Source organism: Gardnerella vaginalis 1500E (assembly GCF_000263595.1).
Lineage (GTDB): Bacteria > Actinomycetota > Actinomycetes > Actinomycetales > Bifidobacteriaceae > Bifidobacterium > Bifidobacterium vaginale_E.
Genome location: NZ_ADES01000014.1, coordinates 70,825 through 96,908 on the forward strand (window position 1 = coordinate 70,825; position 26,084 = coordinate 96,908).

Annotated in this window: 10 protein-coding genes, 1 tRNA gene, 1 pseudogene and 1 riboswitch; all 12 genes and pseudogenes read right to left on the minus strand. The window is 44.4% G+C overall.

What is annotated here, in order from left to right; all coding sequences use genetic code 11:
- Positions 1-212: 212 nt before the first annotated feature.
- Positions 213-5,876: a S8 family serine peptidase gene (locus CGSMWGV1500E_RS01850; RefSeq protein WP_004128750.1), complete on the minus strand. Its 5,664-nt coding sequence runs from the start codon at positions 5,874-5,876 to the stop codon at positions 213-215.
- A 645-nt stretch (positions 5,877-6,521) separates the two neighbouring features.
- Positions 6,522-7,646: a class C sortase gene (locus CGSMWGV1500E_RS0106105; protein ID WP_032843568.1), complete on the minus strand. Its 1,125-nt coding sequence runs from the start codon at positions 7,644-7,646 to the stop codon at positions 6,522-6,524.
- A 934-nt stretch (positions 7,647-8,580) separates the two neighbouring features.
- On the minus strand, positions 8,581-10,380 hold the full coding sequence (locus tag CGSMWGV1500E_RS01845; RefSeq protein ID WP_004128756.1) for a SpaH/EbpB family LPXTG-anchored major pilin: 1,800 nt from the start codon (positions 10,378-10,380) through the stop codon (positions 8,581-8,583).
- Positions 10,381-10,611: 231 nt separating this feature from the next.
- On the minus strand, positions 10,612-17,130 hold the full coding sequence (locus tag CGSMWGV1500E_RS0106110; RefSeq protein WP_032843571.1) for a Rib/alpha-like domain-containing protein: 6,519 nt from the start codon (positions 17,128-17,130) through the stop codon (positions 10,612-10,614).
- 708 nt (positions 17,131-17,838) lie between these two features.
- Positions 17,839-18,279 (minus strand): helix-turn-helix domain-containing protein, encoded by a 441-nt coding sequence (locus CGSMWGV1500E_RS01840; RefSeq protein ID WP_004128759.1) that lies wholly within the window; start codon positions 18,277-18,279, stop codon positions 17,839-17,841.
- 145 nt (positions 18,280-18,424) lie between these two features.
- Positions 18,425-18,679, minus strand: coding sequence for a DUF4160 domain-containing protein (locus CGSMWGV1500E_RS01835; RefSeq protein ID WP_032843574.1), 255 nt, complete (start codon positions 18,677-18,679; stop codon positions 18,425-18,427).
- Between the two features lie 228 nt (positions 18,680-18,907).
- A tRNA-Arg gene (locus CGSMWGV1500E_RS01830) sits at positions 18,908-18,980 on the minus strand.
- Between the two features lie 101 nt (positions 18,981-19,081).
- A pseudogene (locus tag CGSMWGV1500E_RS0106115) lies at positions 19,082-20,104 on the minus strand (ORF6N domain-containing protein).
- A gap of 426 nt (positions 20,105-20,530) precedes the next feature.
- A complete protein-coding gene (locus CGSMWGV1500E_RS01825) occupies positions 20,531-23,221 on the minus strand; it encodes an ATP-binding cassette domain-containing protein (protein ID WP_004128766.1) in 2,691 nt (896 codons plus the stop codon).
- A gap of 66 nt (positions 23,222-23,287) precedes the next feature.
- Positions 23,288-23,896: an ECF transporter S component gene (locus CGSMWGV1500E_RS01820; RefSeq protein ID WP_004128767.1), complete on the minus strand. Its 609-nt coding sequence runs from the start codon at positions 23,894-23,896 to the stop codon at positions 23,288-23,290.
- Positions 23,897-23,988: 92 nt separating this feature from the next.
- Positions 23,989-24,105, minus strand: a riboswitch (TPP riboswitch).
- A gap of 310 nt (positions 24,106-24,415) precedes the next feature.
- Positions 24,416-25,258 carry a DUF4191 domain-containing protein gene (locus tag CGSMWGV1500E_RS01815; protein WP_004128771.1) on the minus strand — a complete coding sequence of 281 codons (843 nt, stop codon included), beginning with the start codon at positions 25,256-25,258 and terminating at the stop codon, positions 24,416-24,418.
- Between the two features lie 134 nt (positions 25,259-25,392).
- The gene (locus CGSMWGV1500E_RS01810; protein WP_004128773.1) at positions 25,393-26,046 is read right to left on the minus strand and encodes a DUF3043 domain-containing protein; all 654 of its coding nucleotides are present in this window, start codon (positions 26,044-26,046) and stop codon (positions 25,393-25,395) included.
- Between the last annotated feature and the right edge of the window lie 38 nt (positions 26,047-26,084).

The window sequence follows — 26,084 nt, forward strand, 5'->3', positions numbered from 1 at the left end:
TAAAATTATGTTATTTTAGCCTTAAATTTATGGATTTGTTAGAATATTCGCAATATATTGCATACAACAAAATATGGGTTATTCCCCAAAATATATTACATACAAAAAGAGCACCCCACCTTACTAGAAGATGAAAAGTGCTCTTTTGTTTGTTTATGTTATTTACTTTTGTTTACTTATTTATTTATTTTTGTTTACTTACTTGCGTTTACTTACTTGCTTGCGTGCATATGACGGCTGCGAGTTTTAAACGTTACAACACCACTTGCAAGCAGCACCATAAACGTCACAACCATGCCAATCACACTGCTACCAGTCATCGCCAAATCAGAAGTCATCTTCTTGGCGGCAGCCTTAGCGGCAGACTTCTCCTTTTCAGCAGACTTCTGCTTTTCAGCAGCGTTGCCATTGGCAGCAGCATCGCCGGATGCAGCGGATGCATTTCCGTCTGTACCAACATAAGTAATACCAGTAAACGTACCGAATCCAGAACCGGTACCTAATCCGTTACCGAATCTAGTACCAAGTCCGTTACCAAATCCAGTACCAGAATGAAGCTCTGAATACTTCAGGTTAATCTCTGCAACTGTTTCATCGAACGCTGTAGCATTTTCAGGAATAACCCACACGTTAGCCCAAGCAACCTGCTCGCCCTTATCGTTAAGCAAAACAATCGTATGCTTACCGAAGTAGCCAGCTGGAATCACAATATTAAACTGAGGTTGACCATTCTTATCCAAAGTTACTTTCACATACTTAGATCCATCTTCACCATGCAATAACACAGGCGAAGAATACATGTAAGCATAAGCGTAAGAAACCTTGTTTTCCTGAAGTTCCTTTATGAACTTGCTCGTAGTTGAAGAGACTTTAGTCTTGTGAGACTTAGAGCCAGACTTTGCATCGCCCTTAGCATGATCAATGCCAGAGAAATACAACTTCACAGGATTGCTCTTACCAGCGCGAACAACATCATTCATATGTTCACCAGCAACAAGGATTCCCTTAAGCGACTGATCTAGCTTTGCAGTAGACTCAGGAGACCTAGGGGCTGGAATTGAAGCGGAAGGAGGATTGACAGTTACAGAAGAGGAACCATGATCATTCTCATGACCATCATTTGACTTCTTTTCAACGAAGAATTCTGCGGAAGTATTCTTCGTTGCAACGTTACCAGCATAATCAACAGCTTCAACTTTAATTAAGTGCTTTCCGGCAGAAAGTGAATTGAAATCGACATCTACCTTCAGCTGTTTCTTCAGATCTTTCAGATCGGCAAAAGTAGCATCGTAAGGATTGTTCTTACTCAGCTTAATATCCGTTTCTTTAAGATTATTACTTGCATGATTTACTTCTTTACCATCAATCATCACTTGCAATAACTTCAAATGATCATCTTTAGCTGTTACAGAAATCTTACTATTTGCTTCAACACGATCATTGTCCTTTATTCCAAGTGTCACAGAAGGAGCATTCTTATCAACAACAACAGGAACACGACCATACAGTGCGCTAGACATCTGATCAATGGCTTGAATTAACACAAACTCTCCATTTTTAACTTCAACATCTCTATCGAAGCTCTGAGCATTAGTTTCTTTGCCTTTAGAATCAGTACTGAAGTTGTCTGAAGCAATAAGATTATTAATCTTAAGAGTATAGCCAGCAAAATCATCACTAATAACACCCTTGAATTTCACAGTGTCTTTATTAGTGAATATTCTGTCGCCATACAACTTTGGAGTACTAAACATTACTTCTGGAGCCTGTCTGTCGAAATAGAAAGCAACCGGAGTATCTAATACCACATCATCCGTCTCTTTGACAATCATCCTAAAGTCATTTATTCCAGGATGCATTGGCAGAGTTACCGTGAATGTAGAATCAGCATTTGCATTAGTGGACTTAGTGATTGTTGCAGCTATAGGATCAAAATCCTCATATCCCGAGCCATCATATTTAACTCGATTAGCTTTTGTAAATAGTATTTCTGTAGCTTTGTTACTTACTTTGCCGTTTGCGGTAAATGAATCGAGCGAAGTACCATCAGGAACATTCCAGTTATATGATCCTAAGCTGTTAGCATTACTCAGTGAAATATTATAAAGCTTTTGGCTTTGTCTTTGTGGCATAACGCGATTAGCAAAGCCTACATCCTGAGTAGATGCGTTAACTCCATCACTAGCAACCAAAGTAAGTGAATATGTATTAGCAGATGGAATAACTTTTACCGTAAATGAGCCATCAGGACCAACAGTTACAGGCTCTTCCACTTGTTTAGTCTGAATTTCACCATTAACAACATCATCTTTACTATACTTGACAGTAAGCGTGAGATTCTGCTTTGGAGTAGTATCGTCCTTAACTTCACCTTTAACTTCTACTGCACCAGTTTGGTCAATTGTTACATTCCCATTACTATCTGCATTAGTTAGTTTAATTGTTGGTGCCTTTTCGTCAAAATTAGTTGCAAGAGTTTCAACTACTTCTTTACCATCAGAATCTTTTGCCTTAACTGTTATTTTGTTAGCACCTTGTTTAATAGGAGCAGTAAAGCTAAATTCAGAATTATCTGTCTTAACAGTTAATTCTTTTTCTGCTTCAGTTCCTGATTGAGCATAAGCTTTCACATCCTTGCAGCCATCAGCAACACGTCCAGAGATTTCGATGCTGTATTTATTCACACCGTTATCTTTTTTAGTAGTGACATCCTTAATGCCAATATTATTAAGATTAACCTTATTATTTATGAGAATCTTTTTATTAGCAAATTCCTTAAACACTTTGGATGTATTGGTTTCATTGAAACCGCCATCATGCAAACTGACATTGACGTAATAAGCATTCTTACCTACATTAACTTTGCAAGTGCGAGTATAGCCATTTGCGTCATGAGTTTCACTGCAATCATTCTCATTAACCTTGACATAATCACTGTTACCATTAACTTTTACCCCTGGATCACTCAACGTTTCACTTAACTCATCATGAGCTGTAATGGTGATTGTACCATCGTTGTCAGGTTCGCTAATTGTAACGGTTGGAGCTTTAGTATCAAGGTTAAAATGCATATCAGTCGTCTGGCACATACCCTTAGTCAAGCAAGCTTTTACTCGATAAATATATTTGCCATCAGGAAGTTTCTTATTCCAATGCGCAATATCAGTAGATGTCTTATCATAAATAGTTCCATCAAAAGCAATAGAACTATTTAATGCTCTTGGATCACTTAATAATTCTGAGAAATTAGAACGCGAAACGTCATGTTCCTCTCCTACTTCTGCAACAGTCTTACCAGAATTATCCAAAACAGAATACTGTATTAAACTTGCATTACGGAATAATGCTAATGATGGTCGTATCTTATCGAATAACTCATCACCATTTGGCGAAAATTCTAAATGACCAGGAGCTTCATCATTAACTTGCACATCACCAAAATAACTTTCTGCAATAAGCGAAGTAGTCATATCAATTGTATTGTTAAGATACTCTTCACCAGGCTTTACAAGAATTGGCTCCTTATCCCAATCACCAACAAAACCAAGATATGGAACAGCCAAATTTGGTTCCCCGTCAGTTTTTGAAGCGAAACGCGCCCAACCTTCAACGTAATGATCGCGAGTCACGTCTGGAGTTAATGTAAACTCTACTTCTTTTTCTGACTTAGGATCTACTGTAACTTTATCAGTCGAAGAAGCTAATGTTTCTGAGCTAATAGAAGTAGTAGTTTTTTCACCAGCATTATTAGATTCATTAACAACATTTTGTTTAGGAACTTCATAAGTTACAGCCTTATCTCCATAATTGTGCAATTTAACAGTGAACTTACGATCTCCATTAACCTGACGTAAAGCCACATACGAATTGCCATCAACTGTTGCAATCACGTTAGTAGCAACGGCATTATCGACATGAGCTAAGCCAGCACCGATTTGACGAGGCGCGAATGGCACATTGCTTGAATTATTGAGAATCTCAGCCGTATTCATCAAGGCTTGTTCAACACGAGTAGCACGATCTTTTGGAGAAAGCTTAGGGAAGCGCTTCTTATAGCTTTCCATCACCAAAGCTGAAATACCGGAAACGTTTGGAGCAGCCATAGAAGTACCAGACATATTAGTGTACTTGTTGTTGTTCTGAGTGGACCACACGTTACCGCCGATGCCAGCGATATGAGGCTTAAAATCAAGTTCTGGAGTTGGGCCCCAAGAAGTAAAGCTAGAAGGATGCAACTTATCAGGATTTGGAATGCCCATTGTCTTATCAGAGAAGGAAACCTTAACTGTACCACTTGCATTAGCCTTGAGTGCAGCAACAATCTTCAAAGCATCTTCACGACGAATTGATGCTCCAAAGCATGTGAACTTATCAACTCCAGCCATGCCAAGGAACTGTGCTGAATCACCATCTTTGTTATAAACAATTACACCATCAGCACCCTTATCAATAGCATTCTGGAATTTTTCAGTAAATGCTATTTTGCCACGCTCAACTAAAGCGTACTTTCCGTTAAGATTCAAATTCTCAACGTCACTTTTTTGTCCAAGACCGATGTTCACAATCTCATGTTCTTTACCATCAGCTTTACCTGAGGCTATAGAGTAAGGAATCTCAGTTGCCTTACCAGCTTTATCTTTATATGAACCAGCGGTTTGAATAATATAAGAATTTTCTACAGAAGCAACGCTAAAAGCAGAAGGATAAGAAGATGGCGAACCAAGAGTTGCATCATCCCACTTTCCTAACGCATCATCAGTTCCTCCAGATGTAGAGAAACTCAAACCGGAGTTTCCTGCAGAAACAACTGGAAGCACACCAGCTTCACGAGCCTTCTTTAAAGCGAGAGATGTAGCATTAGAAGTTCCACTGAAACCGTTATCTGAGCCAAGAGACATGTTAATAACGTCTGCACCGAGCTTTACAGAATCCTCGATTGCAGCAACTATATCAGCATCACGAGCTCCGTGTGCTCCTGGCTTATTCGAAAACACTTTCATAGCGAGAAGCTGAGCGTTTGGAGCAATGCCGTTGATATGACCATTTTTATCAGCTGGCTTATTATCATCATCGCCGTTAGCTGCCACAATACCAGCTACGTGCATGCCATGCTGCTCTGCACCACTATCTGTAATAGTGTAGTCTTCATCAGCATAGTTGAAGCCAGCAGGAACTTTATTAGTGAACTTTACACCTCTAGACGGGAATGTCTCCTTAATCTTACGAGCTTTTTCAGCTTTGAAATCAAGTTTCATATCATGGTGACTTGGATCTATGCCCGTATCAATAATAGCCACAAGCATTCCAGTTCCATCAAGTCCACGTTTCTTAAATTCTTCATTCACACCCTGCAAACCGCGAGCATAATTTTCAAGAGGGTAATACAAACGTTCTTGCGCAACAGAAGCTACCTCATGTTCATGACGTAAAGCCGCAACTTTGTTAGCTGGAAGCGTTGCCTCAAAACCATTCATAAGGTAACCAAATTGGCGGCGGACTGTCATGCCATATTTTGAAGACCATTTTACAATAAGACGATTCTGGCCAGCTTTATTACTACTTTCAGATTGTTTCGAAGGAAGTTTTGGCTGTTTCTTCAAAGTAACAATAACAGTTACAGGCTTATTAGAAGAACCAGTCCTATTAAATGGATTATTAACTATTCTGCCAACAATCTTAGGATCAAGATATTTAGTAGTTTTATTCTTCTTATTTTTTTGGTTTACAACTTGCGTGAGATTATTTTTCTCAGCACTATTGTCTTTAACATTTTCCGCATAAGCCGCAGTTGATCCAGCAAGCGGTACCATAAGCGTCACCGCAGCTACGCCTAATGCTGCTAAACGAGTCAGATATGACGTTCGTTTGAACTTCATAAACATACTCTCCTTCAAAATGGTGGTTTTTATACAGGAAAAATTTCGGTTCGAGCTATCACAAACTCATGCCAGCTGCCAAAATCTTTCATACTGGCTGTCAAAATTTTTCATGCGGGTGTAAATATTTTTGTTACGCTGGCTTGAATCATTTCCGCTAAATATCGCACAAGAGGCATACCCCCCCCCCTATGCAAACAGCAAGAAATGGCGCATTTTTGCAAGTGCAACAAAATATTTTCCATATACTCTAGCACTTGTTTAAAGAGAAAAAATTTTTTTAACTTGTTAATTTCGCAAATAAAATTTGAAAAATTTATATCTCGGATAGAGAAATGGCTAAATTACGCCATTCTCTCGCAAACACTTTTCCACAAATAACATGCAAAAAAAAATTGTAGTTAACATATAATTTACAAAATTTTTCAAAAACCTTGCATTGTGGCAATATTTTTTAAAAAAATATTGTTGATTTACCAACTAATGTTGGCACACCTCGCAAGTTAAACCGTAAATTTTTCAGCCGCCCGATGAAGACACAAACGACGAAAAAATTTACACCGTGAGAGCGTTACCTAGCATTTGAAGCATAACACCCACAAAAACCCTCCAAACGCGGGAAAATCATCTCACATTTGGAGAGAATCACCCGCGCCGCAACTTACTCAGCACACTGCGCGACACCGCCAGCAAATGCCGTCCGCGCACATAAATCTCATCGCGCTTCTTACGCCACAAAGTCGCAACCATCGTCGCCAACACTGCAAACGTCAGAATCATAGCGAGCACAAACAGCGTCATCCAAAGCGGCCACTGCACACGATCCTCCGGCGCCTTCACCGGATCCGGCAGCACGCGGTATCCAGTCACCAGCAACCTATGCGAGTTAACGCCATACGGGGTACACGTAAGCAGCGTCGCAAGGTCACGCCCCTTCTCACGCTGCAGCAAACTAATATCGTGCGGATCAACCACACTAATACGAAACACCTTGTATCGCAGCGTCTCCCCCTGCACATCAAAGTAAAAATAGTCGCCCTTCTTCAAATTCACCAAATCGTCGAACATCGTGGCATCCGGCAAACCCGTATGCGCCGTCACCACCGCGTGACGATTCTTACCGCCCACCGGCAAATCCGTGCCATACAAGTGGCCCGCACCATGCGCCAAAACCTCCTGCGAACTACCATGGTAAATCGGCAGCTTCACACCAATCTTCGGAATCTTCACAATACCCATAATGCCCATAGGCTCATCAAGCTGCTTCGCATACTCCTTATACTCCGGCTTATTCATGTAATCCGTGGTACCATCGTACGGATCGGAGCTAATAATCGCCTTATGACGCGCATTATAGCGGCGAGCCGCACGCAAATGAGCACGACGCACATCCCCAGCCTGATCGTGATTATACTTATCGTACGCGGAAGAAATTTCCTTAGAAACGCGATTATTCCAAAGCGTAGAACACACCGGATACGCAAAACACAACAATCCCGCAAGCACAAACGCAATAGGCTCAATAATGCGGCGAAGCTTAGATTTTTGCTTAGACTTGTGAGCAGCGTGGGGTTTTGAGGCGGAAGCTTGGGGTGGTTGGGTTGATTCGGGTGCGGGTGGTTGGGTTGCGGGTGATTCGGTTTGGTTAGTTTGGTTAGTTGCGGTCAGTGAAGTTGCGTTAGTTTGGTTAGTTTGATTTTTGAAAAGCTTATTTTGGGAGATTTTGTTGAGGAAAGCATATACTTTTGCAACAGCGCTGTTTAATTTCACGCTTCCTCCGTTTCTAAGTTTATGTACGTAATTTTGTTTGTGTGGCGCGAGTTTTGGGGGATTTCTCTCCTCGCACGTCCCGTCCTTCGGGCGCTCTGGCTGTTAAAGGCGTTTATTGTGTTCGCCTTTCTTTAAAGAATGTAGCTTCTCAGTCCTCTTTTAGTGCTCGTAGAGAAATCCCCCAAACTCTGCGTGCTAACCATTAATAACCTCGTTTTATCGCAGAGATTTTTCGATTTTTCTTCTTCGCTTGGCGAATCAGCAGCCTGCGGATCTGACGTTCGCCGCGCTCAGTGCGAAAAATCTCAAATCTCTACCACACGAATATTTGCTCGACAAGCAATTCCTATCTCCCACCTGCAGAGCATTAATGTTAAAGTTCACTAAGCAACAAGTAATCGCCGTTTGCAGAAGCACAACTGCGAAGCTTCAGGAACATTTGCAGGAGATTCTCTGGCGTTTGTAGCTGGATTGGCTGGTTTGTGGGACATTTGCCGGAGATTTTCTGGCGTTTGTAGTCACATCAGCCAATTTATGGAACATTTGCCGGAAAATCCCCCGTGTTTGTGTACTTAGGCTGGGTGCAAGTCCACAAACACGCGCACCCTTCCCCGCGTTTGTGTACTTAAGCCGTTAGCAAAGCATTACTGCAAAGCTTCAGAAACACCGTTAGCAGAGCACAACTGCAAAGATACAGAAACAAGCGCAGCCGAAATTTACAGCGTTTGCAGCCAAAGCAATGTTTTCAAAAAAGAAAGATAAGACAGCAGACTGCGCTGTGCGAAGAAGAGGGATGCTCGCGCAAAGCGCGAACACAGCGCAGCCTGCTGAGTATTTAATTATAGCCAGGCGATTAAAGTTCCTCCGCGCAACACGCTCAAAAGCCTAAACCCAACCGCCCAGCGGATTGCAATTCCTTAAGAATCGCGCAGAATCAGGCAGCCTGCTGCTCTTCATCCTTCTTGCGGTTACGCATGAACACGAAGATGCCGAAGCACACCAAGCACACGCCAGCCAACGCGAAAATAATCACGCCAGCAGCACCGGTCTTTGGAAGGTTGAACAGCCAGCTCTTGCCGCCTTCAAGACCAGGGCCAGGAACGTTCTCTACAGGGAGAGTATATTCTGTCTTAGCTGCTTCAACTGTTACAGAATGAACATCAGGGTTACGAATGTAACCTGCTGGCGCCTCGGTTTCCACAACGTAGAATGCTGTACCGCGCTTAACGGAGTAAGCTTCGGTTTCACCAAGAGTGCTAACGTTTTCCTTTGTTTCAGTAGCAGTAGTTTTCTCACCAAAGCCAACGGAAGACTTATTCTTGCAGACTTTGTCAAGATCTTCGCCAGTTGTACCTGCTTTAATCGCATTGGTGCAAGCTGTAGCGTCGGCCTGAACCGCAAACAACCTAAACTTTGCGCCACCCAAGGCAGTCTGATCCTTAGACGAAACCTTCTTAATCTTGAACGTAGCAAAATCGGTGCTTGGCGGAGTATCAGCAGGAATCTCTGGAACATTTGTTCCAGGCACGTGAGAAGGAATTACGCTAGCCTTGTTTGTAACCTTGTCAGTCTTAAGCGTTGCAGAGTCTTTAAGCGTGAACTTAAAACGAACAGTCACATACACAGCCTTACCGACGTTGGCGTCTTTGTTTACTTCCTCAGCAAGCTTTGCGCGGCCATCGGCAGTGAACTCGATTTTGATCTTCTTACGAGCAACATCAGACTTGTCAGCAGGAGCAGCTACATCTTCAGCAGCGCCAACAGTGTAATAAGTTTTGTCTTGCGTAGCCTTCAAGTCAGTCTCGCCGACCTTAACTTCCGCAACTACAGAACTGTCATACTTATCAAAGTATTCACTTGGCGCAAGATCGAAGATGGTGTAACCCTGGAAATCATCTTCCTTAAAATCTGGGGAATTTTTAGCGGCCTTTGACTTATCAAGCTTTGCCTTGATGGTGTACTCAATCGTATCGCCAGCACCAACCGTATGAGTAAGGTTCTGCGTCTTAGTCACACTACCAGACTGGTCAGTGTTCTTAGGGTCAACGAATGGAGCGTAGTTGTACTTGGTCTCGGTCTTGACTGCACCGACATTGTTAGTTGTCACTTTCTCGATCGCTGGCAAAGTCATGTAGAATGCCTTGCCGCCATCCGCAGCAGAGTAACCGCTAGGAACAGTGGTTTCCTGAACCTGGTACAAGCCGAGCGGAAGATCCTTGAACTGCACAACACCGTTCTTGTTTGTTTTGCCTTCGCCGAGTGTGAAAGTATCATCATACGCGACCTTAACCTTACCGGTTTCATCGGTGGTGCTGATTGCACCTGCGTTGAGCTTCTCAACATTCTTAGTGATTGTTGACCAAGAAGTGTATTCGTTCAATTTAAGCTCAGTACCGCCAATTGACTTAATCTTCTTGAGGGTAAAGCCAGCGCCGGCAACAGGAGTTGCCTTCTTCTGATTGCCAGTCTTATCGGTTTCATTCTTCCACTTGTAGATGGTGATGGAGCCGGACGTTGGAGCACCAGTATTCCATGGAGCTGTTTTGTAATTAGCAGTACCGGAATCAACAGCTACGCCAATTTGACCTTTAGCTAACGTGGTGTCATCACCACCTACAACACTTGGGGTCGCCCAAGCGGAGCTGCCAGCCACCACGGCGCCGGCGACGCACAGCGTGCCAGCCATTGCGAGCGAGGCCACCGCGGCCACGCATTGTTTAGTGAATTTATTCACTTTCTTCTCCTTTGTTTAGTGCCCTTTTGGGCAGGTTTTGAGGAAAATACGATTGTTTTTAATTTTGTGTTGCGCTTAGCAAGCCACGTTTTGTGAAGCCACTTTCGTGAAGCCACGTTTCGCGGGCGCTTTTGGTGCGCAACAAGTTTTAGCGCGAATCGCACTGCAAGCTTGCAAGCCAGTTGCGTATTTGGACCAGCCGGCGCGCAGGTTTGCGTGCAAATTTTTTCATCAGCATCGCCACCTTTCGGTAGCCCACCTTCCGACGCGCCTAAATGCGGCGCGCAACCATCCGGTGACTTTGCAGACAAAATCTTTTACAGGCGCGCAATATTCGTCAAATCGCCTAATATTCTTAACTTTTTTGACTAAACCGCGCCAAACTTCGGAAATTTTACTGTTTTGAGTAGTGGATCGCAAGCCGCGCATTATGCCAGCCGCCGCGCCAGCAACTCCAGCAACAACACCAGACGCACTAGCCGCCGCGCCAGCGAGCATCGCATGACCCCACTTCGTCTGATCAACGAAGAACGCACCGCACATAACGCACATAGCAATCATCGCCACCACCAGCAGCGCCATGCTCATCCCCTCGCCGCCGGTCTTTGGCAGCGCGAATTTGTTAACCACGTTAACTTTGAACGATATGCGATCCCAGTCCTTAGATTTCACTAACGAGCTATCTGTAGCACTAAGATTTACATTCCACATATCAGTTGACGTGTAAGAAGCATTGCCCACAACTTGATTGAAAGCAGTAAGCGCCTTATCTTTCAGCGCAAAAACAGAGCAAGAATACGTTCCAGTCTCTTTTGGATCGCCCTCGATTTCTTCTTCTCTGCGCGCAACAGCACTTTCTACGCTTCCAGCCTGAGCATTATCCGTATTCATCAAGCCGTAAAGCACATGCTCAGCATAGCAGATTCCGTTTTCTCTACAATTTTTCTGCTGCTCTTCGGTAGCAAAATTCCATTCAGGAGTGTTTTCGCCGTAATTATTGCCCAAGTGCATGTTCAGAGTATCTTCAAGCCCGCGGCTCCACTTATCCTCACTATCCTTAGTGCACATCATACGCAGATTAATCTTGCCTTTATCTTTTACACTCCACGCTTGCACAAACGGGTTTTTAAGAAGCCCAATGCCCTTCATAACTGTAAGAGCGCTTCTACTATCTAGCGAACTGTCCGTATCTTTAGATTTAGTTAAAGTCATTCGCAGATCAGTACCCCTATAGCCTAAATCAGTCACCTGCACTTTTGCAAACACCGGATTCATGGTACTGGTTGCACTCGCTGAAGCCTTAAATTGGTTATTTCCAGCATCAGGATCGTCCGAATTTGAACCGTCCGGATAGTGCACAATCACATGCGTTTGGTAGTAGTCTTTAGGCGAAATCGTTACGTCCGGATGGAATGTAACGTTGCCATACTTAGAGCCTGAGCCTAAACTACTATCTTTACCCTTGTGATTGAGTGGATTAGTCTGATCATTAGGCGCATTACTATCGTTCTGACCTTTCAGACCCTTCTTCCAGAATGACCAATCGTATGCGTTATCGTATGTTGCAGGCGATGACGCTTCCTTCTTCAGCTCAAACCAAGTGCCATCTGGGAACGCTTCACCATCAGCAATCGCCTTATACGCAAGCGAGCCCTTATTTACATGATCGCCAGTTGGCTTCTTGTTCTTTGGCAAACCAGACTGCATTTGCTTACCAGCTTGCACAGTCACTTTATCGTACACTGGATTGTAGTTGTGAGCTTGCGTGTGAATTTGGATTGGTATTGGGCGCTTCGCATAGTCAACGCCTTCAACCGCGTCTTTCTTGCCGTTATCACCATCAAGCTTCCACTTGAAGTCTTTCAACGGATCAGTGTTATTCTTACTTGCATCTTTGTTGAGTTTTGCTACAGCTTTATCGAAGCTATTAAGCAAATAGTTATCTTTAGTAAACTGAGTTGCCTTAATTGCATACACTACGCACTCGTAGTCACCAGTCTCATTAGCTGTGCCTTTAATCCATCCACGCGTACGCTCAGTTGTGTCGCGTGAGTCACCATTTGTAATGTAATCATCATACAGCTGCGTATCAGGGTGGCACTTGCTCCTATCCTTCTCGCAAGCTTTCTGAGCTGGTGCATCCTCAGTATGATTCCAAATTTTAGGGTTCTGCATCGTAATGCCAGCAATACCGCCCGACTGGTAGTGAGACTGAGTGCCGTCTGAATTGATCTTATAGCAGATTGTGCGCAAATTGATTTTTCCAGGCTTATACACGGACCAAGAATCAAGCCAACGAGTCGTCTTCGTAGAAGTCTTTAGCTCCTCGCCCTTAGTGAGTCTGATTGTAGTATCAGACCAATCGCCGCTGCCTTCTTTATCACCAACATTCAAGTGCAAATTACCAGGAGTCTCATCATGCGATCGAGTAACATTCACACTCGCATAAATAGGCTTGCCGTTGTTTCCGGAATCTGAATCTGTTGATTTAGAACCGTCCGGATAATGAACTATAACCTGCGTTTTGTCAGGAGCAGCAGGGAACCACCTGTGCGGTCGGAACGTAACCTTGCCAAACTTGCCCGTAGGATTCTTAGCTGAATCACTAGAGTCAGCTTTATTGTCTTGATCATCCTCAAAGAATGCGTAACTTAAAGAACCCTTTAGTTCAAACCAAGTTCCGTCCGGCAGATCACCTTCGCGCACATCGTCTTGCAACTTATCCGCACCATTAGCCGTCTTCTTGCTTTGAGGCAAAGCAGTGTCTTGTTTGGTGCCGGCCTCCATTGTAAGGGTGGTATATTGAGGGTTGTAGTAGTGAGCATCTCTATGCACATGAATTGGGAAGGTTACCGAATCCCAGTCAACGTGCCTTTGAGTGGCATCAATAGGATTGTTTTTACTGCCCTTCTGATCCTTTAAAACTGACTTACTGATAACATCTTCAAACTTTTTGTCACCAGGGTTCTCTACAAACTTCTTTAGCTCTGTATCAAACTTAGTTTGCAAATTACCATGCTTACCATCTTTATTTTCAAGGTCTTTAATAGCGTACACAGTGCACACATAGTCGCCATTATTGTTTACCTTGCCACGCAACCAACCCCAAGTGCGCTCTGTGGTATCATACTCATCACCATATAAGTAAAGGTTATGGTTGCATTTGCTACCATCGGCTTTACACTCATTCCTCTGCTCATTATTAGCTCTCGTCCATTGAGAAGGCTTACTAGTAAACTTACCGTCTAAAGTATTGCCTTCTCGACCAGCAAGTGTTAAACCATTAACACCATCAATCGTGTAATCTGATCGCTTATTATCTGCGCCTAACTTATAGCAAAGCATGCGCTGATAAATTTTTCCTGGCTTAGCACTTGACCACGAATCAAAGAACATTGGCTTAGTGTTGCCATTATCATCGCCTAACACTTCACCTGGGCGGAAACGAATACCAGTTCGATCATTGTCCCCAATTTGTCTTCCGCCATATTGTGAATAAACCCTAAGCTTTAAATCATCGTCTTGAATATCTTGATCGGTCACAGACACAGGTGCATACACAGGCTTGCCAAGGTTACCAGAGTCAGGATCTTCAGAAGTGGAACCATCTGGATAGTGCACAATTACAGGAGTACTATACTCTCCGACCAAGGTACCATTCGGTGGCACAAAAGTAACTTTACCATACTTCTCTTCAGAAGAAGTATCGTCAGGCTCATCCTTACCTGATTTCTTGTTACTTTGCTTACCCTCAAACTTAGACCATGAAAGAACTGTCTTAGAATCTTTATACTTCTTTAACTCAAACCATGTGCCTTTTGGCAACCTTGTACCATTCGGTACAAGATCATTTTGACTCTTATCGTCACCTTTCACGCCATTAGAACCACTCTGGCTTACTGGAGCAGCCGAGGTAACTCCTCCCTTATGACCAACCTTCACATTCACCTTTATGTATTGAGGGTTATATTTGTGAGCCAGTGAATGAACAACAAAGTTTACTGTTTTAGACTGCCAGTCGTATTTTTGGCTATTAGTAGGCAAAGAGACGTTATAGTTTTTTGTTTCTACAGCCTTATCAAAATCAGTTTTTGCCTGGCTTCCATCTCTCAAAGCAAACACGCGGCAAACGTACTTACCGCCCTTCTTAGGCGTGCCAGAAATCTCACCACGCGAACGTTCAATAGTAAAAGCGTCCTTATCAAACAACTTTTTGCCACTGCACGTTCCGTTAGCAAAGCAAGTTTCCTGTTCCTTATCACTAGCGTGAGGCCATTTTTCAGTCTGCTTAAAAGTCAAACCGTTAATAGTATTATCGTTATTCGTTTTAGACAGGTCGCTAAAGGTATAGTTCTCCTTCTTGACACTATTACCTTCCTTTGTTTCCTTCCAACAAAGTGACTTCAACGATATTTGACCAATTTGATACTGAGCCCACGAATCAATCCAAATACTTGGTTTAAGCGGATCGTTAACATCAATAGTTACAGAGCCATTATCTCCTAAATTATTACGGCCGTAACCCTTATGAATATTCAGCTTCAGCTCAGAATCATTAGGATTTGGACGCTTAAGATTAACCGAAGCATACACTACGCTCTTGCTAAAATCTCCTCTTGCGTCAACATTAGCTGCATCGTCATCAGTAGAACTAGAACCATCCGCATAATGAACTACTACAGGAGTACGGTACTTCCCGACAGGCTCCCTCCATTTGTTTGAATAAAAACGGACTTTTCCATTATTTTTATCTTGATTTTCTATGCGCGACCAATCAAGCAGAGGATCACTCTTTAGAGCGTTCCTACCAGACTGTTTTGTGTACTGCTTCAACTCAAAAGTAGCATCTTTAGGAAGATCACCATCCTGAATACTATCCGCATGCTTCTTGCTTGAATCCTTAACGCTTCGTGGTTTAGCAGTGTAAACAATCGGTATAACATCTCTCTGATTTTCACCAGTTTTTTCTGTCAAATCAACTGGAGTGTAAACAGGGTTGTATATCCACGACTGAGGTATAACCTTAACCTTCATATCGTGAGTGTATTCAAGAGTCTTAGAATTGTTGCAATTGTACAATTCAGGATTAGGATACGTAATCTTTGTACCAAAAGTAAAAGTCTTATATTTATCAGTCTTACGCGGATTATATGTTATGTATCCTGACTTAGGATTAATATAAACAGATCCTTCAGGCATATTGTTAGGAGAATTTACTGTTTGAATACTATTATCAGACTTGCTTACAAGTGAGTATTTTATACCAATATCGTCAGGTAAAGCAGAGGAAGTTCCTCCATCATACACGAATTTACCTTTAGAACTGTCACCCTCCCATTTACCTGTTTTAATAATAGGCTTTACTGTTACTGGACGGCCATAAGTAGTAAGTGGAACGTTATCCTTACCATAATCCTTCAAAATAGAATCCTTATACTGCGGATATTCAATGTCATCCACACCTTTAGGGTTCATGTTATGCAAGTGTTCTACATAATCAGGTATGCCGTCACCATCAGTATCAAATGGACCAAAAACCGCATACTTATTTCTACGCCAGCTACTCCTAAAGCCAGCAGCAACAGGCATCCTGGTATACACATCTTTTTCAGTGTATCCATCTGCTAAGTAGGCACTTACAATCCACGTAAAGCGCTTATCACCAGTATCCCATTCAAGACTTGCAAATAACGTTTCAAAAAGATCTTTATTATTCCACTTATATATTTCGCACATGCCATATTGACAATTTTCAGGACTACCCTCCAATCGAGAGTATTTGTAAGGATTTGGAAGGCCGCCACCAACACCATTGTCTCCACTAGAAGCTCCAAGATTATCATTCCAACTATCGTTGAAACCTTTAAACTGCTTAGAATCACTAGGATCTTTAGTATACGTCCAAGCTGTCCACGACCCGCCAAATTTTTTCAAAGTTCCAATACGCATATCAGTTTGATCTTCGCGAACAAGTTGTGCAGAAGTATCACCTATCTGAATTTTACCGCTTGAACCTTCCCAATAACGTTTTACAAGTATTGTACTTTTATCTAGACCTTTAGGCAAAAACACTGACAAAGTAGGTTTACCAAGATAAGCAGCGCCGTCTTTAGGTTTATTTCCTTTAGGCTGCATCTCACCTGAATCAAGCTGCCTAGCAAACATAGCATTCCTGTTGAAAATTATTTTATAAGTTACTTTCGTTCTTCCATTTTCTTTTTCAACAACAGGATCTTCAATCCTCATATCTCTAAATGCATCAGAAGCATCATAAGTATGCGGTTCATCTTTCCTACCTCTACTATCTTCAGTTGTAGCAGCAATATAACCGTTACCTGCGTAATCCCACCAAACACTTGCCGCATTAGCCTGCTTGACCGGCGGAACTATGAGCATGGTTACTATGGTGGCGGCGGCTACGAGCATTGCGAAAAGCGCGCGGCGAAGAGTGTGGGATGGGCGTGCAGTGCGGGAAGTGCGTGCGCTGACGGAAGTTACTGCGGTGTTGGAAGAAGTAGAGTTAGAAGAAGATTCAGAAGAGTTAGAGTCAGAGTCAGAGTCGGCGAAGTTAAAGACAGAGTTAGAAGCAGAAGAGTTAGAAGCAGCACAGTTAGAGGTTGCGCTAGATACGGTAGCGCTTGAGGTAGCGTTGAGCGCGCCGTCACACTCGCTGATCTTATGCCAAGCAAAAGCGCGAGATGCAAGACGCCCCACGCGTGATGCGAATCCACGGAACTTTGCTGGTAACATTTTCTCGCCTTCCTAATCCTCCACTGCCGCAAAAGCAGCAGCATATCCCAAATTCCAACTCTAATCTTTAAGACTTCACGTACCCAACCTGCATGCAATGCCAATGCTCGGTGCACCAAAACTTGGAGCACACTACTGCAAATGCCATCTAACAGAACCAACCACAGGTAGTTCAGTATAACATACCTGTACGCCCTATATGCAAGTATAGTAGGTGAAATCTTCTAATATTTGTACCCCCCCCCCATGAAGAATTTCAAGCAAAATAGGGCATGAATCGTGTGTTTAATCTCACATGCGGAAAAATTCCTGCAATCTACTAATATCGCTAAAAAATCTACTATAAATCGCATTTATAACGAATAATTTTCGGCGCTAAAACGACGAAAGTGCGTGTTCGGCGTGTCTAAAACCGACCACTTCTACGACCCAAGATACTACATGTAGGTATGCTACGCGCGATTTGGCGCTATATACTGTGGTCGCCTGCGCGCGAGGTGCAGGCGCGAAGCGCGGGCGCGAAAATCCGACCAAAACGACTCAGCCGTGAGCAGTTTATGCCGCTTTACCAGCAGATTCCGACCAAAACTACTCAGCCGCGAGTAGTTTATGCCGCCTACGCGCGAAAATCCGACCACAACAGCACGCGCGTGAGTAGTTTATGCCGCTTGAGCAGCGTTCTCCCCACATTTGGAGCGACGCACAATCTCAATTAGCACCAACCTGATTCCCATACTCTCTAACCATCGCACTACGAGTAACAACCCACTGCTTGCCGTACTTTTGAGCATCAACGCCCTTAACAAGCTTCTTATACGACACAGCTTTCCTAAGAGTCGACTCGCTTAAATTCCACAAATCGCTCGCATCTGCAAAAGACATTAAATTGTCAAATGGCGTTTTAATCTGCTCGCCGTTATTCCACAACTCGTCGCACGAAATATCTAAATCATCATTCCAAACAATGCCGTATCCGCCAGTATCTACAACGACTTTATTAAACAACTCTTCGTCTTCCAATGCTTTGAACGCTGGAAACTTGTGCAGCAGATTAAGCACATTGTATTCCTTAAAAGTTCCGTTTACAAAATGCACAAGGAGCCTCATATTTGCACACGCTTTTACATCTTTAATCTTGTGGAAGTTCATAACCTCTCCTTTGTCACTATACTAAACTCACTATTGCTAAACGCTCCGTCTTTGCCGCCATATTAAACGCGCTAATGCACTAATTCTTCTGATCAATCTGCTTAAAACGCTTAAAGAACTTAAAAACTTAAAGCGTACCAGCGTATTAATTCAGCGGTTCTATTTTCTTAAATTCTTGAGTATTCCAAATAGTAATCAATTCATCTTTGTGAACTGCAATCCACTCAATCACCATGCACTCTGCGCGCTTGGGCAAATACCCGTCAATGACTTTACATAACTGAATATCTAGAGCAGCAACATAGTTGCCATATATAGCATGAATATGCGGCGGATTATGCTCTGCACTTGCAAAATACATTCGTATAACAATCCCATAAAACCTTGAAATTACAGGCACATTCACACCTCTTTCTTTTTTCTAAACGTTCAATAATATCAATATATTATATCACGATACAGTGATATTTGATGTATGCTAACCAAGACAGCGAACGCGCGAGCAGTTTATGCCGCTTGCGTGTGAAAATCCGACCAAAAAGGCTCAGCTGTGAGTAGTTTATGTCGCCTACGTGCGAAATATTGAAAGTAGAAGTAAGAGAAATCTGCGAGAATAGAAAATCAAAAGTGGGCTTAATGGGGTTCGAACCCACGACCTTCTGCTCCGGAGGCAGACGCTCTATCCACTGAGCTACAAGCCCGCAACTCGAGAAAGTATACACGCTAGTCGGGATGCGAAGCGGGAAGCGACATAAACTCTACAGCGGTGAGTAGTTTATGCCGCCTACGCGCGCACAAACCGCTAAAACCCCAACTCAGGATTCTTTAACAACTCATCAAACATCGCATGATACAAGCGCAAATTCAAAGACTCTATCCGCGTAATAGTCGAGATTTTGCCGCCAGTATCTTTCGACGAAGCACCACAAACGTAAACAGCCTCATCGACCATACCATAATCTATAACCACATACCTATCGCGATACTTTCTGCCAGAAGTCTTAAACTTCAAATCAACACTAGGATAATCACTTACAAAATCGCTCAGCATACTTTCCGTAAGCATATCCTTGCTCCTAGCATTATCACTAAAAACCACGATTTCAACCCCTTCCCCAGCAAACCGCAAAAGTTCCAACGTTTTAAGAGCAACATAATTATCTACAACATAAAATGCTTTTCTTAGCTGACTTATATATTTTGCAATACGCAAGATCCGCTTCTATTTTATTGCCGTCCATAAGAAGAAAATGTTTATACGTATCTGGATTAATAAAATTATCCATTACTTTATTAAAATCTTCCTTCGTTGCCATTTGAGATTTTATTTCCGCTATATCTTTAGTATTCTGGTTTGTTTGAATCGCAAGCTTAGCTAATTCATTCTCGCCAATAAAATCCCTATTTTCAACAATATAATCCTTCATCTGCTTAAAGGTTCTAATAAGCGCTTTCGACTGCATTGTGGCAAGATCACCTCTTAGCACAGTCATGAGCATATAAATACCCTGCTCCGTAAAAGCATAAGGCAGCTTTCTGCGACCACCCCAACTTGATGTAGAATTTTTCGACATCAAGTTTTTGAACTCGTCAGCAGTTAGCTGAAACATAAAGTCGTTATCAAATTTTTCTATGTTATTTTTTACTTGCTGATTGAACGCTCTTGTACTGTATCCATATATATTTCAGCTAAATCCACATCAAGCATGACTTTTTGATTGCGAATGTTATATATCTTTTCTTTTATAGTTTTAGCGTCTATAAGCGCTTTAGCGGACTCGCCTTTAGAATCCGCGATAATTAAATTTTTATTCTGCTCTACCATAAGACTCCTCCAAAAAAATGTACGTAAAACCTAGCGCCGCGCAACAAAAGAATCAGCATCACTTCTAGCGCAAGATGACAAAATCACAGAAACAACAAATCACAGAAGCAATCACAGAAGCAACAAATCACGGTAAAAACAAATCACGATTACTAAATCACGATTACTAAATCAAGCAAGTCATATATAAATGCGTCGTCTTAAATGCGCCAGCGCATATGCAACTATTTTACAACACTACAGGAAGAGCAAGGAATAGGCGGGCACGACTAAAATAGCGCAAGGGTGAGTAGTTTATGCCGCTTTACCGGCAGATTCCGACCAAAACGACTCAGCCGCGAGCAGTTTATGTCGCCTTAGAGCCAAAAAGCGACAGAAACTCTACGGAGTCGTAAAGGAAAGGCCGCTACGATACCCCAGCCGGTATCACGCACCGCCAAGGAAGGCGAAAGTACCGAAGTAAAGCGCAGACGCAACCGAAACCAGCGGCACAATCACGCAAACCGCAAAAATCCACCAATCGCGCGCATGCACACTACTCACGCGAGCGTGCGAACGCGCCCCAACTCCCCCAAAACCGCGCGCTTCCATAGCCGTGGCGAGCGTCGTCGAACGTCGAATCGAAAGCACAAGCAGCGCAAACGACTGCGGGAAGAACGCCCTCACGCGATGCTCATCGCCAAGCCCGCGCGAACGCCTCGACGCCGTCAGCGCCGCCCAATCATCCTGCAGCACGCCAAAAAGCCTAATTCCCGCCAAACCGCCGTACACGAATCGGTCCGGCAAATGCAACACCTGGCTAAACGCATCCGCCAAATCGGTTGCGTCCATGCCAATCACCATCACAATCGACGGAATACCAATCGCCAAAATCCTAAGCGAAGTTGCAACGGCCAGCATCGCCGATCGGTCCGTAGCATGCATAAGCCACCACTGGAACCAAGTATTTCCGCCACTTTTGCCGTATAGCAGCACAGTGAGCGCGGAAGTCGGCGCACCCACCCACACAGGCCAGGAAAGGCGAATCACACGCCACGGAGTAAGTTTGATGCATGCGAAAATCGCAAATTCCAGCACCAGCGCCACAGAAGCCGACACGCAATCAAGCGTAAAAATCAGCGGAATCGAAGCCGCGAACGCTCCAAAAATACGAAATACCGGATTCATCGACGCAATAAGCGGCGAACGGCTTGAAAGTTTCGGCTTTTCGCCGCGATTGTTGACGGCACTCACTTTGATTCGCGAAATGTCGGTTGCGCCGGTGGTGGCGGAAAGAGCTTCAGAAGCTTCAGTTTTCGAATCCGGCACAAGCTCCACCAAGCGCGCGCCTAACGCCTCAACCAGCTCACGATCATGCGTCACCACAATAATGCTCACACCCTCGCTACGAAGGCTTGCAATCAGGCGAATAATTTGCAGCCAAGTTTTGCGATCCTGACCAAAAGTAGGCTCGTCCAAAATCAGCACGCGCGGAGCTGCAGCAAGCGACGCAGCAACAGTCAGTCGCCGCTTTTCACCTCCCGAAAGCGTGTACGGATTCGCCTTCGCATAGCGCGCCAAACGGAATCGCTTCAGCAACTCCTGAGCCTTCGCGCGCGCCTCATCCGCCGGCACGCCCGTGCGAAGCGGGCCAAGCATAACCTCGTCCAGCACCGAACCACACGCGAACTGATGCTCCGGATTCTGAAAAACGTACGAAATTCGCTTCGCCAAATCCGGCGACTTCCACTTCATTGGATTCGTGCCGTTCGCGCCTTTCGCAAGAGCCTCGCTCGCCACAACATCGCCACTTACAGCCGGCAAAAGACCCGCCAAAGTTAGCGAAAGCGTTGATTTTCCAGTGCCGTTCGCGCCAACCAAAGCCGTAATCTGCCCAGATCTAAACTCAAGATTGATATGACGCGCAATCGGCTCGCTGCTATGGCTGATTGCGAGATCCTTCGTAGAAAGCAGGACTTCTCCGTAAGATTGTGTAGTATTTTGTGCAGGATTTTGTGCGAAATCTTCTATATTTTCGGAAGATTTACTTACGGAAGAAGTATCTACAGAAGATTTTACGTTTTTCTTGTAGCGCTCTGGAATCCAAATACCAAGATCTTCAAAGTCCAAATCAGTGCGATTAAACACCTCGTCCGGCGTGCCGTCCGCCACAATCACCGTGCGCGATGAAGCAGCGCGCGCAATATCGTCGTCGTGAACGGTTTCGTCGTGAACAGTTTCGTCGTTCGCATCTTTTCCGTTCGCAGCTTCATCATTCTCAAGCCCAAGCACAACCACGCGGTCGATCATGTCAATCCAAGGCTCTGCGTGATGCTCCACAAGCACCATAGTGGCGTGCGTCGAATCCAAAACCGCGCGCACCGCACCCACAATCTGCTGCGTACCGTCCGGATCCAAATTCGCAGTTGGCTCGTCCAAAAGCAGCACGCTCGGCTGCATCGCAAGAGCACCCGCAAGAGCCAAACGCTGCATCTGACCGCCGCTTAAATGCGAAGTTGAACGGTGCAACTGCAAGCCATCCAACCCAACTTTTTTAAGACTTTCGCGCACACGATCCCAAATCTCTTCGCGCGGAACGTTCATATTTTCCGGACCAAAAGCAACGTTATCTCCCAAACGCTGGAAAATCGCTTGCGCATCCGGATCTTGCAAAACAAGCCCAACCTTGCCTCGCGCGCGGCGAACTGGCACGCCGTCAACCAAAACGCAACCCTCGCTCACACCACCATCGGCATCTTCGACGAGAGTGGTTTGATGGGATTTTGCGGAAGTATCAGAAGTATTTGCGGAGGATTTAGTAGCGCTATCTTTCGCGCTACTTTTCGCCACAAAATCATTGCCAATAAGACCTGCCGCACCACTTAAAATCGTGGATTTACCAATGCCTGACGCACCCAGCAGCAACACACGCTGACCCGCCTTAATCGTGAGGTCCAACCCGCGCACAGCAAAAGCGCGACGGGAAGCATGACGATAACCCCAATGATCAAAACGAAGCTCAGCGTTATTAGCTTTGCTAGCTCTATTAGCGTTATTAGCGCTGCTGTCACTATTGCAATCGCTTGAAGCTGATGGAAGGAAAGTTTCAGATTCTTGCGATTTAACAGCATCAGGCATAGTAAATCCTTTATGGCAATGATAGATTTTAATTTTGCGAATACGCTATTTACTACTCGCTATTTACTATTTTTCGCGGATTTCACGACCGGAAGCAAACTGATCCAGAGCGCCGGTCTTAGCGATTCCCACATACAAGAACCACATCAAAATGCCTGCAATCACAATGCCGGAAACCACTGTGCTTACGAAGTATGGAAGACCATACTTGCCGAATACGCTAACAGCCTGCAACTTACCGAGGAAGGTGTAACCCCAGCAACCAATGCCAGTCAATGCGCCGGAAAGAATCATTGTGTTCAAATTCCACTTCTTGTAAGCGAAAATAATGAACGCAATTTCAGCAAACAGACCCTGAACCACTGCAATAGCGAAGGTTTCAGCACCGCCCCACTGATTGCCCATCAAAGCTTCGAGCACACCAGCTACGACTTCAGCGTAAATAGCAGCACCCGGCTTACGCACGATTACTGCGGCCAAAGGAGCAGCGAAGAGCCAAAGACCGTTAATAAGACCTGCAAAACCTGGAAGAATGCTGTTTAGCGCAGTCCATGGAACCTCACTAAAAATGGCAACAACCCAATAAATAAAAGCAGAAACAACGCCAATTACAGAAGCAACTGCGATGTCTGCAACACGCCACTGCATGTTGACCTGATAATTTTCTTCTGACATAAAATGTGCCTTTCTTATTATGCGTTGCAATGCGTTACATTGTGCGCAATGCAATACCTTGCGTTACAACGAAACCTTGCAACACCTCTCAGGCACGGGAAAAACTGACCTCCGTGCGCCGGCATTAACCGGATTCACGTTCAAGCGGTTTTCTCTCAGCTCTGCTGCGCGCAATAACGCACCAACACAAAGCACCCGTGTCGATTGACGATTGTACGGCAGCGCGTAGACGCACGCCTCCAAGCTTGGTCGCGACGACTGCGCGAGGGGCCGAAGAATGTGGTTGATAGACCATAACGCAGTACATAATCTGCGCCAGTAACGAAAAAACACTGTTATACGTTATTAACGCAATATGCCGACTGCGCCAGTAACGAAAAAACGCAAATATCCGTTACGCATGCAGAAAAACAAACACCGTATAATTTCCCAACGTTTGGAGCAATACGCAACAATAAAAAACGTGCGTAAGCACCTAACAAACAGCACTTACGCACGCTTATCATCCTATATTAAAATTTACTTACCGCGCATTGCACGACGGCTTATGCGCTGCGGACGCGTTGGATCAATACCTTTAGGAATACCGAATCCGCTCTTGCTTTGCAAAGTGCGCAAACGCTCGTTCAAAATCGCCAGCTCCGTTTTGGTAAGGAAGAATCGGCGGTTTGGATGAATCTTATTAAGCAGCGCAAACTTGTGATTCGAAGGCTGCAAAGTCTTGGCGCGCAACACTTTTCCGCGCAATTCCTTAAGCTTCACCTGGTTTTCGCCATTACCAACAGCCATACGGTATACAGGTATATTCGATCCCGCCGTAACGCTTCTAATAGCGTGCTCTTGGCGGTCCATCGCGTGCATTAAGCGCTCGTAATTGCCCTCGCCAACAAGGAAGATTCCGTTAAAACCAGTGCCGCGCCAAATCGCGTCCTTTGTACGAGGATCAACCCACACCGGCTGCTGCGGGAAGGTGAATCCGCCCTTGTTAATCGCCGAAACGATGCCAGCCGCTGCCCCTGGGCGACCTTCCAACTTCGCGTAACCAACCTTATCCGCGCGCTTCGTAAGCACAACCGTAAACAGCAGCAAACCAGCCATCACCGCCGTAACAATCATCATAACCCACGCAAAAATCGACCAGCGCAGCAACAAACCAAAAACAATAGCCACGACTATTGGCGCTGCAAACGCCACGGACAGCCACAGCGGAAGCTGCTTATCGTCAGGATACGTGTACTTATAAATGCGGATAATCTGCGAAAACATGCCCTGCATGCCCATTTTATTTGTGGACTTATTTGCGGACTTATTTCCCGACTGATTCGTGCTATGCGATTTGTCTTGTGATTTACCTTGTGCCATGCGTTTACCCCATGATATTCGCGTTATTTTGAGTACTCAAAACAATAATAGTAGGTTGTGCAAATATTAATAAGTTTGCGATTACTATATTGCTTAACTTGGCTTAATATTGCTTAATTTCGCTTAACTGCAGCTTACTTCGGCCAATTTCCGCGCTTTGGCGAACTTGGTTTCGGCAAACGCCAGTGTCGCATCTGCATCGCGCGGCTCCAGGCATACATTCCGGAACGCGACTGCTTTGACACCGCAACATCGCCATAACGACGCACAAGCTCCTTACGCAACTTTCGCCACATAATAAACATGTCAATCACGGAAGCAAAAAGATACGCGTACAGAAGCACAGCGAGCGCAATGTACACAATCACAAACCGCGAAAGCACAAACAGGCATACCATAATCACAATTGCAAACGGCACAAAAAACTCGCCGATGTTAAAGCGCGCGTCCACGTAATCGCGAATATAAACGCGCCACGGAAGCTGCTCAACCTTTGGCATATGCGCTAAATCACCTGTACGCATTGCTTCGTATTGGATATTTTCGCGCTGCCTAATTCTGGCGCGAGCCTGCTTTGCGCTAGCCTTGCGATCGGCTGGAACAAGCGGACGAAGATTTTGCGCTTGAGCCGCGTTGCGCTTAGGAGTTGGCGCGTTTTTTTCGCGGGATTTCACGGCTGATTTTTCGTCTGATTTTTCAGCTGCTTTTTCGTCTGATTTCTGCTGAGCAGACGCGCCGACGCTAGCTTCGTTAGCAGCTGTTTTCTTTGCAAATGGATTCCATGTCATGTTTGCAGATTACTCAACAGACTAGACGCATAAGCGCA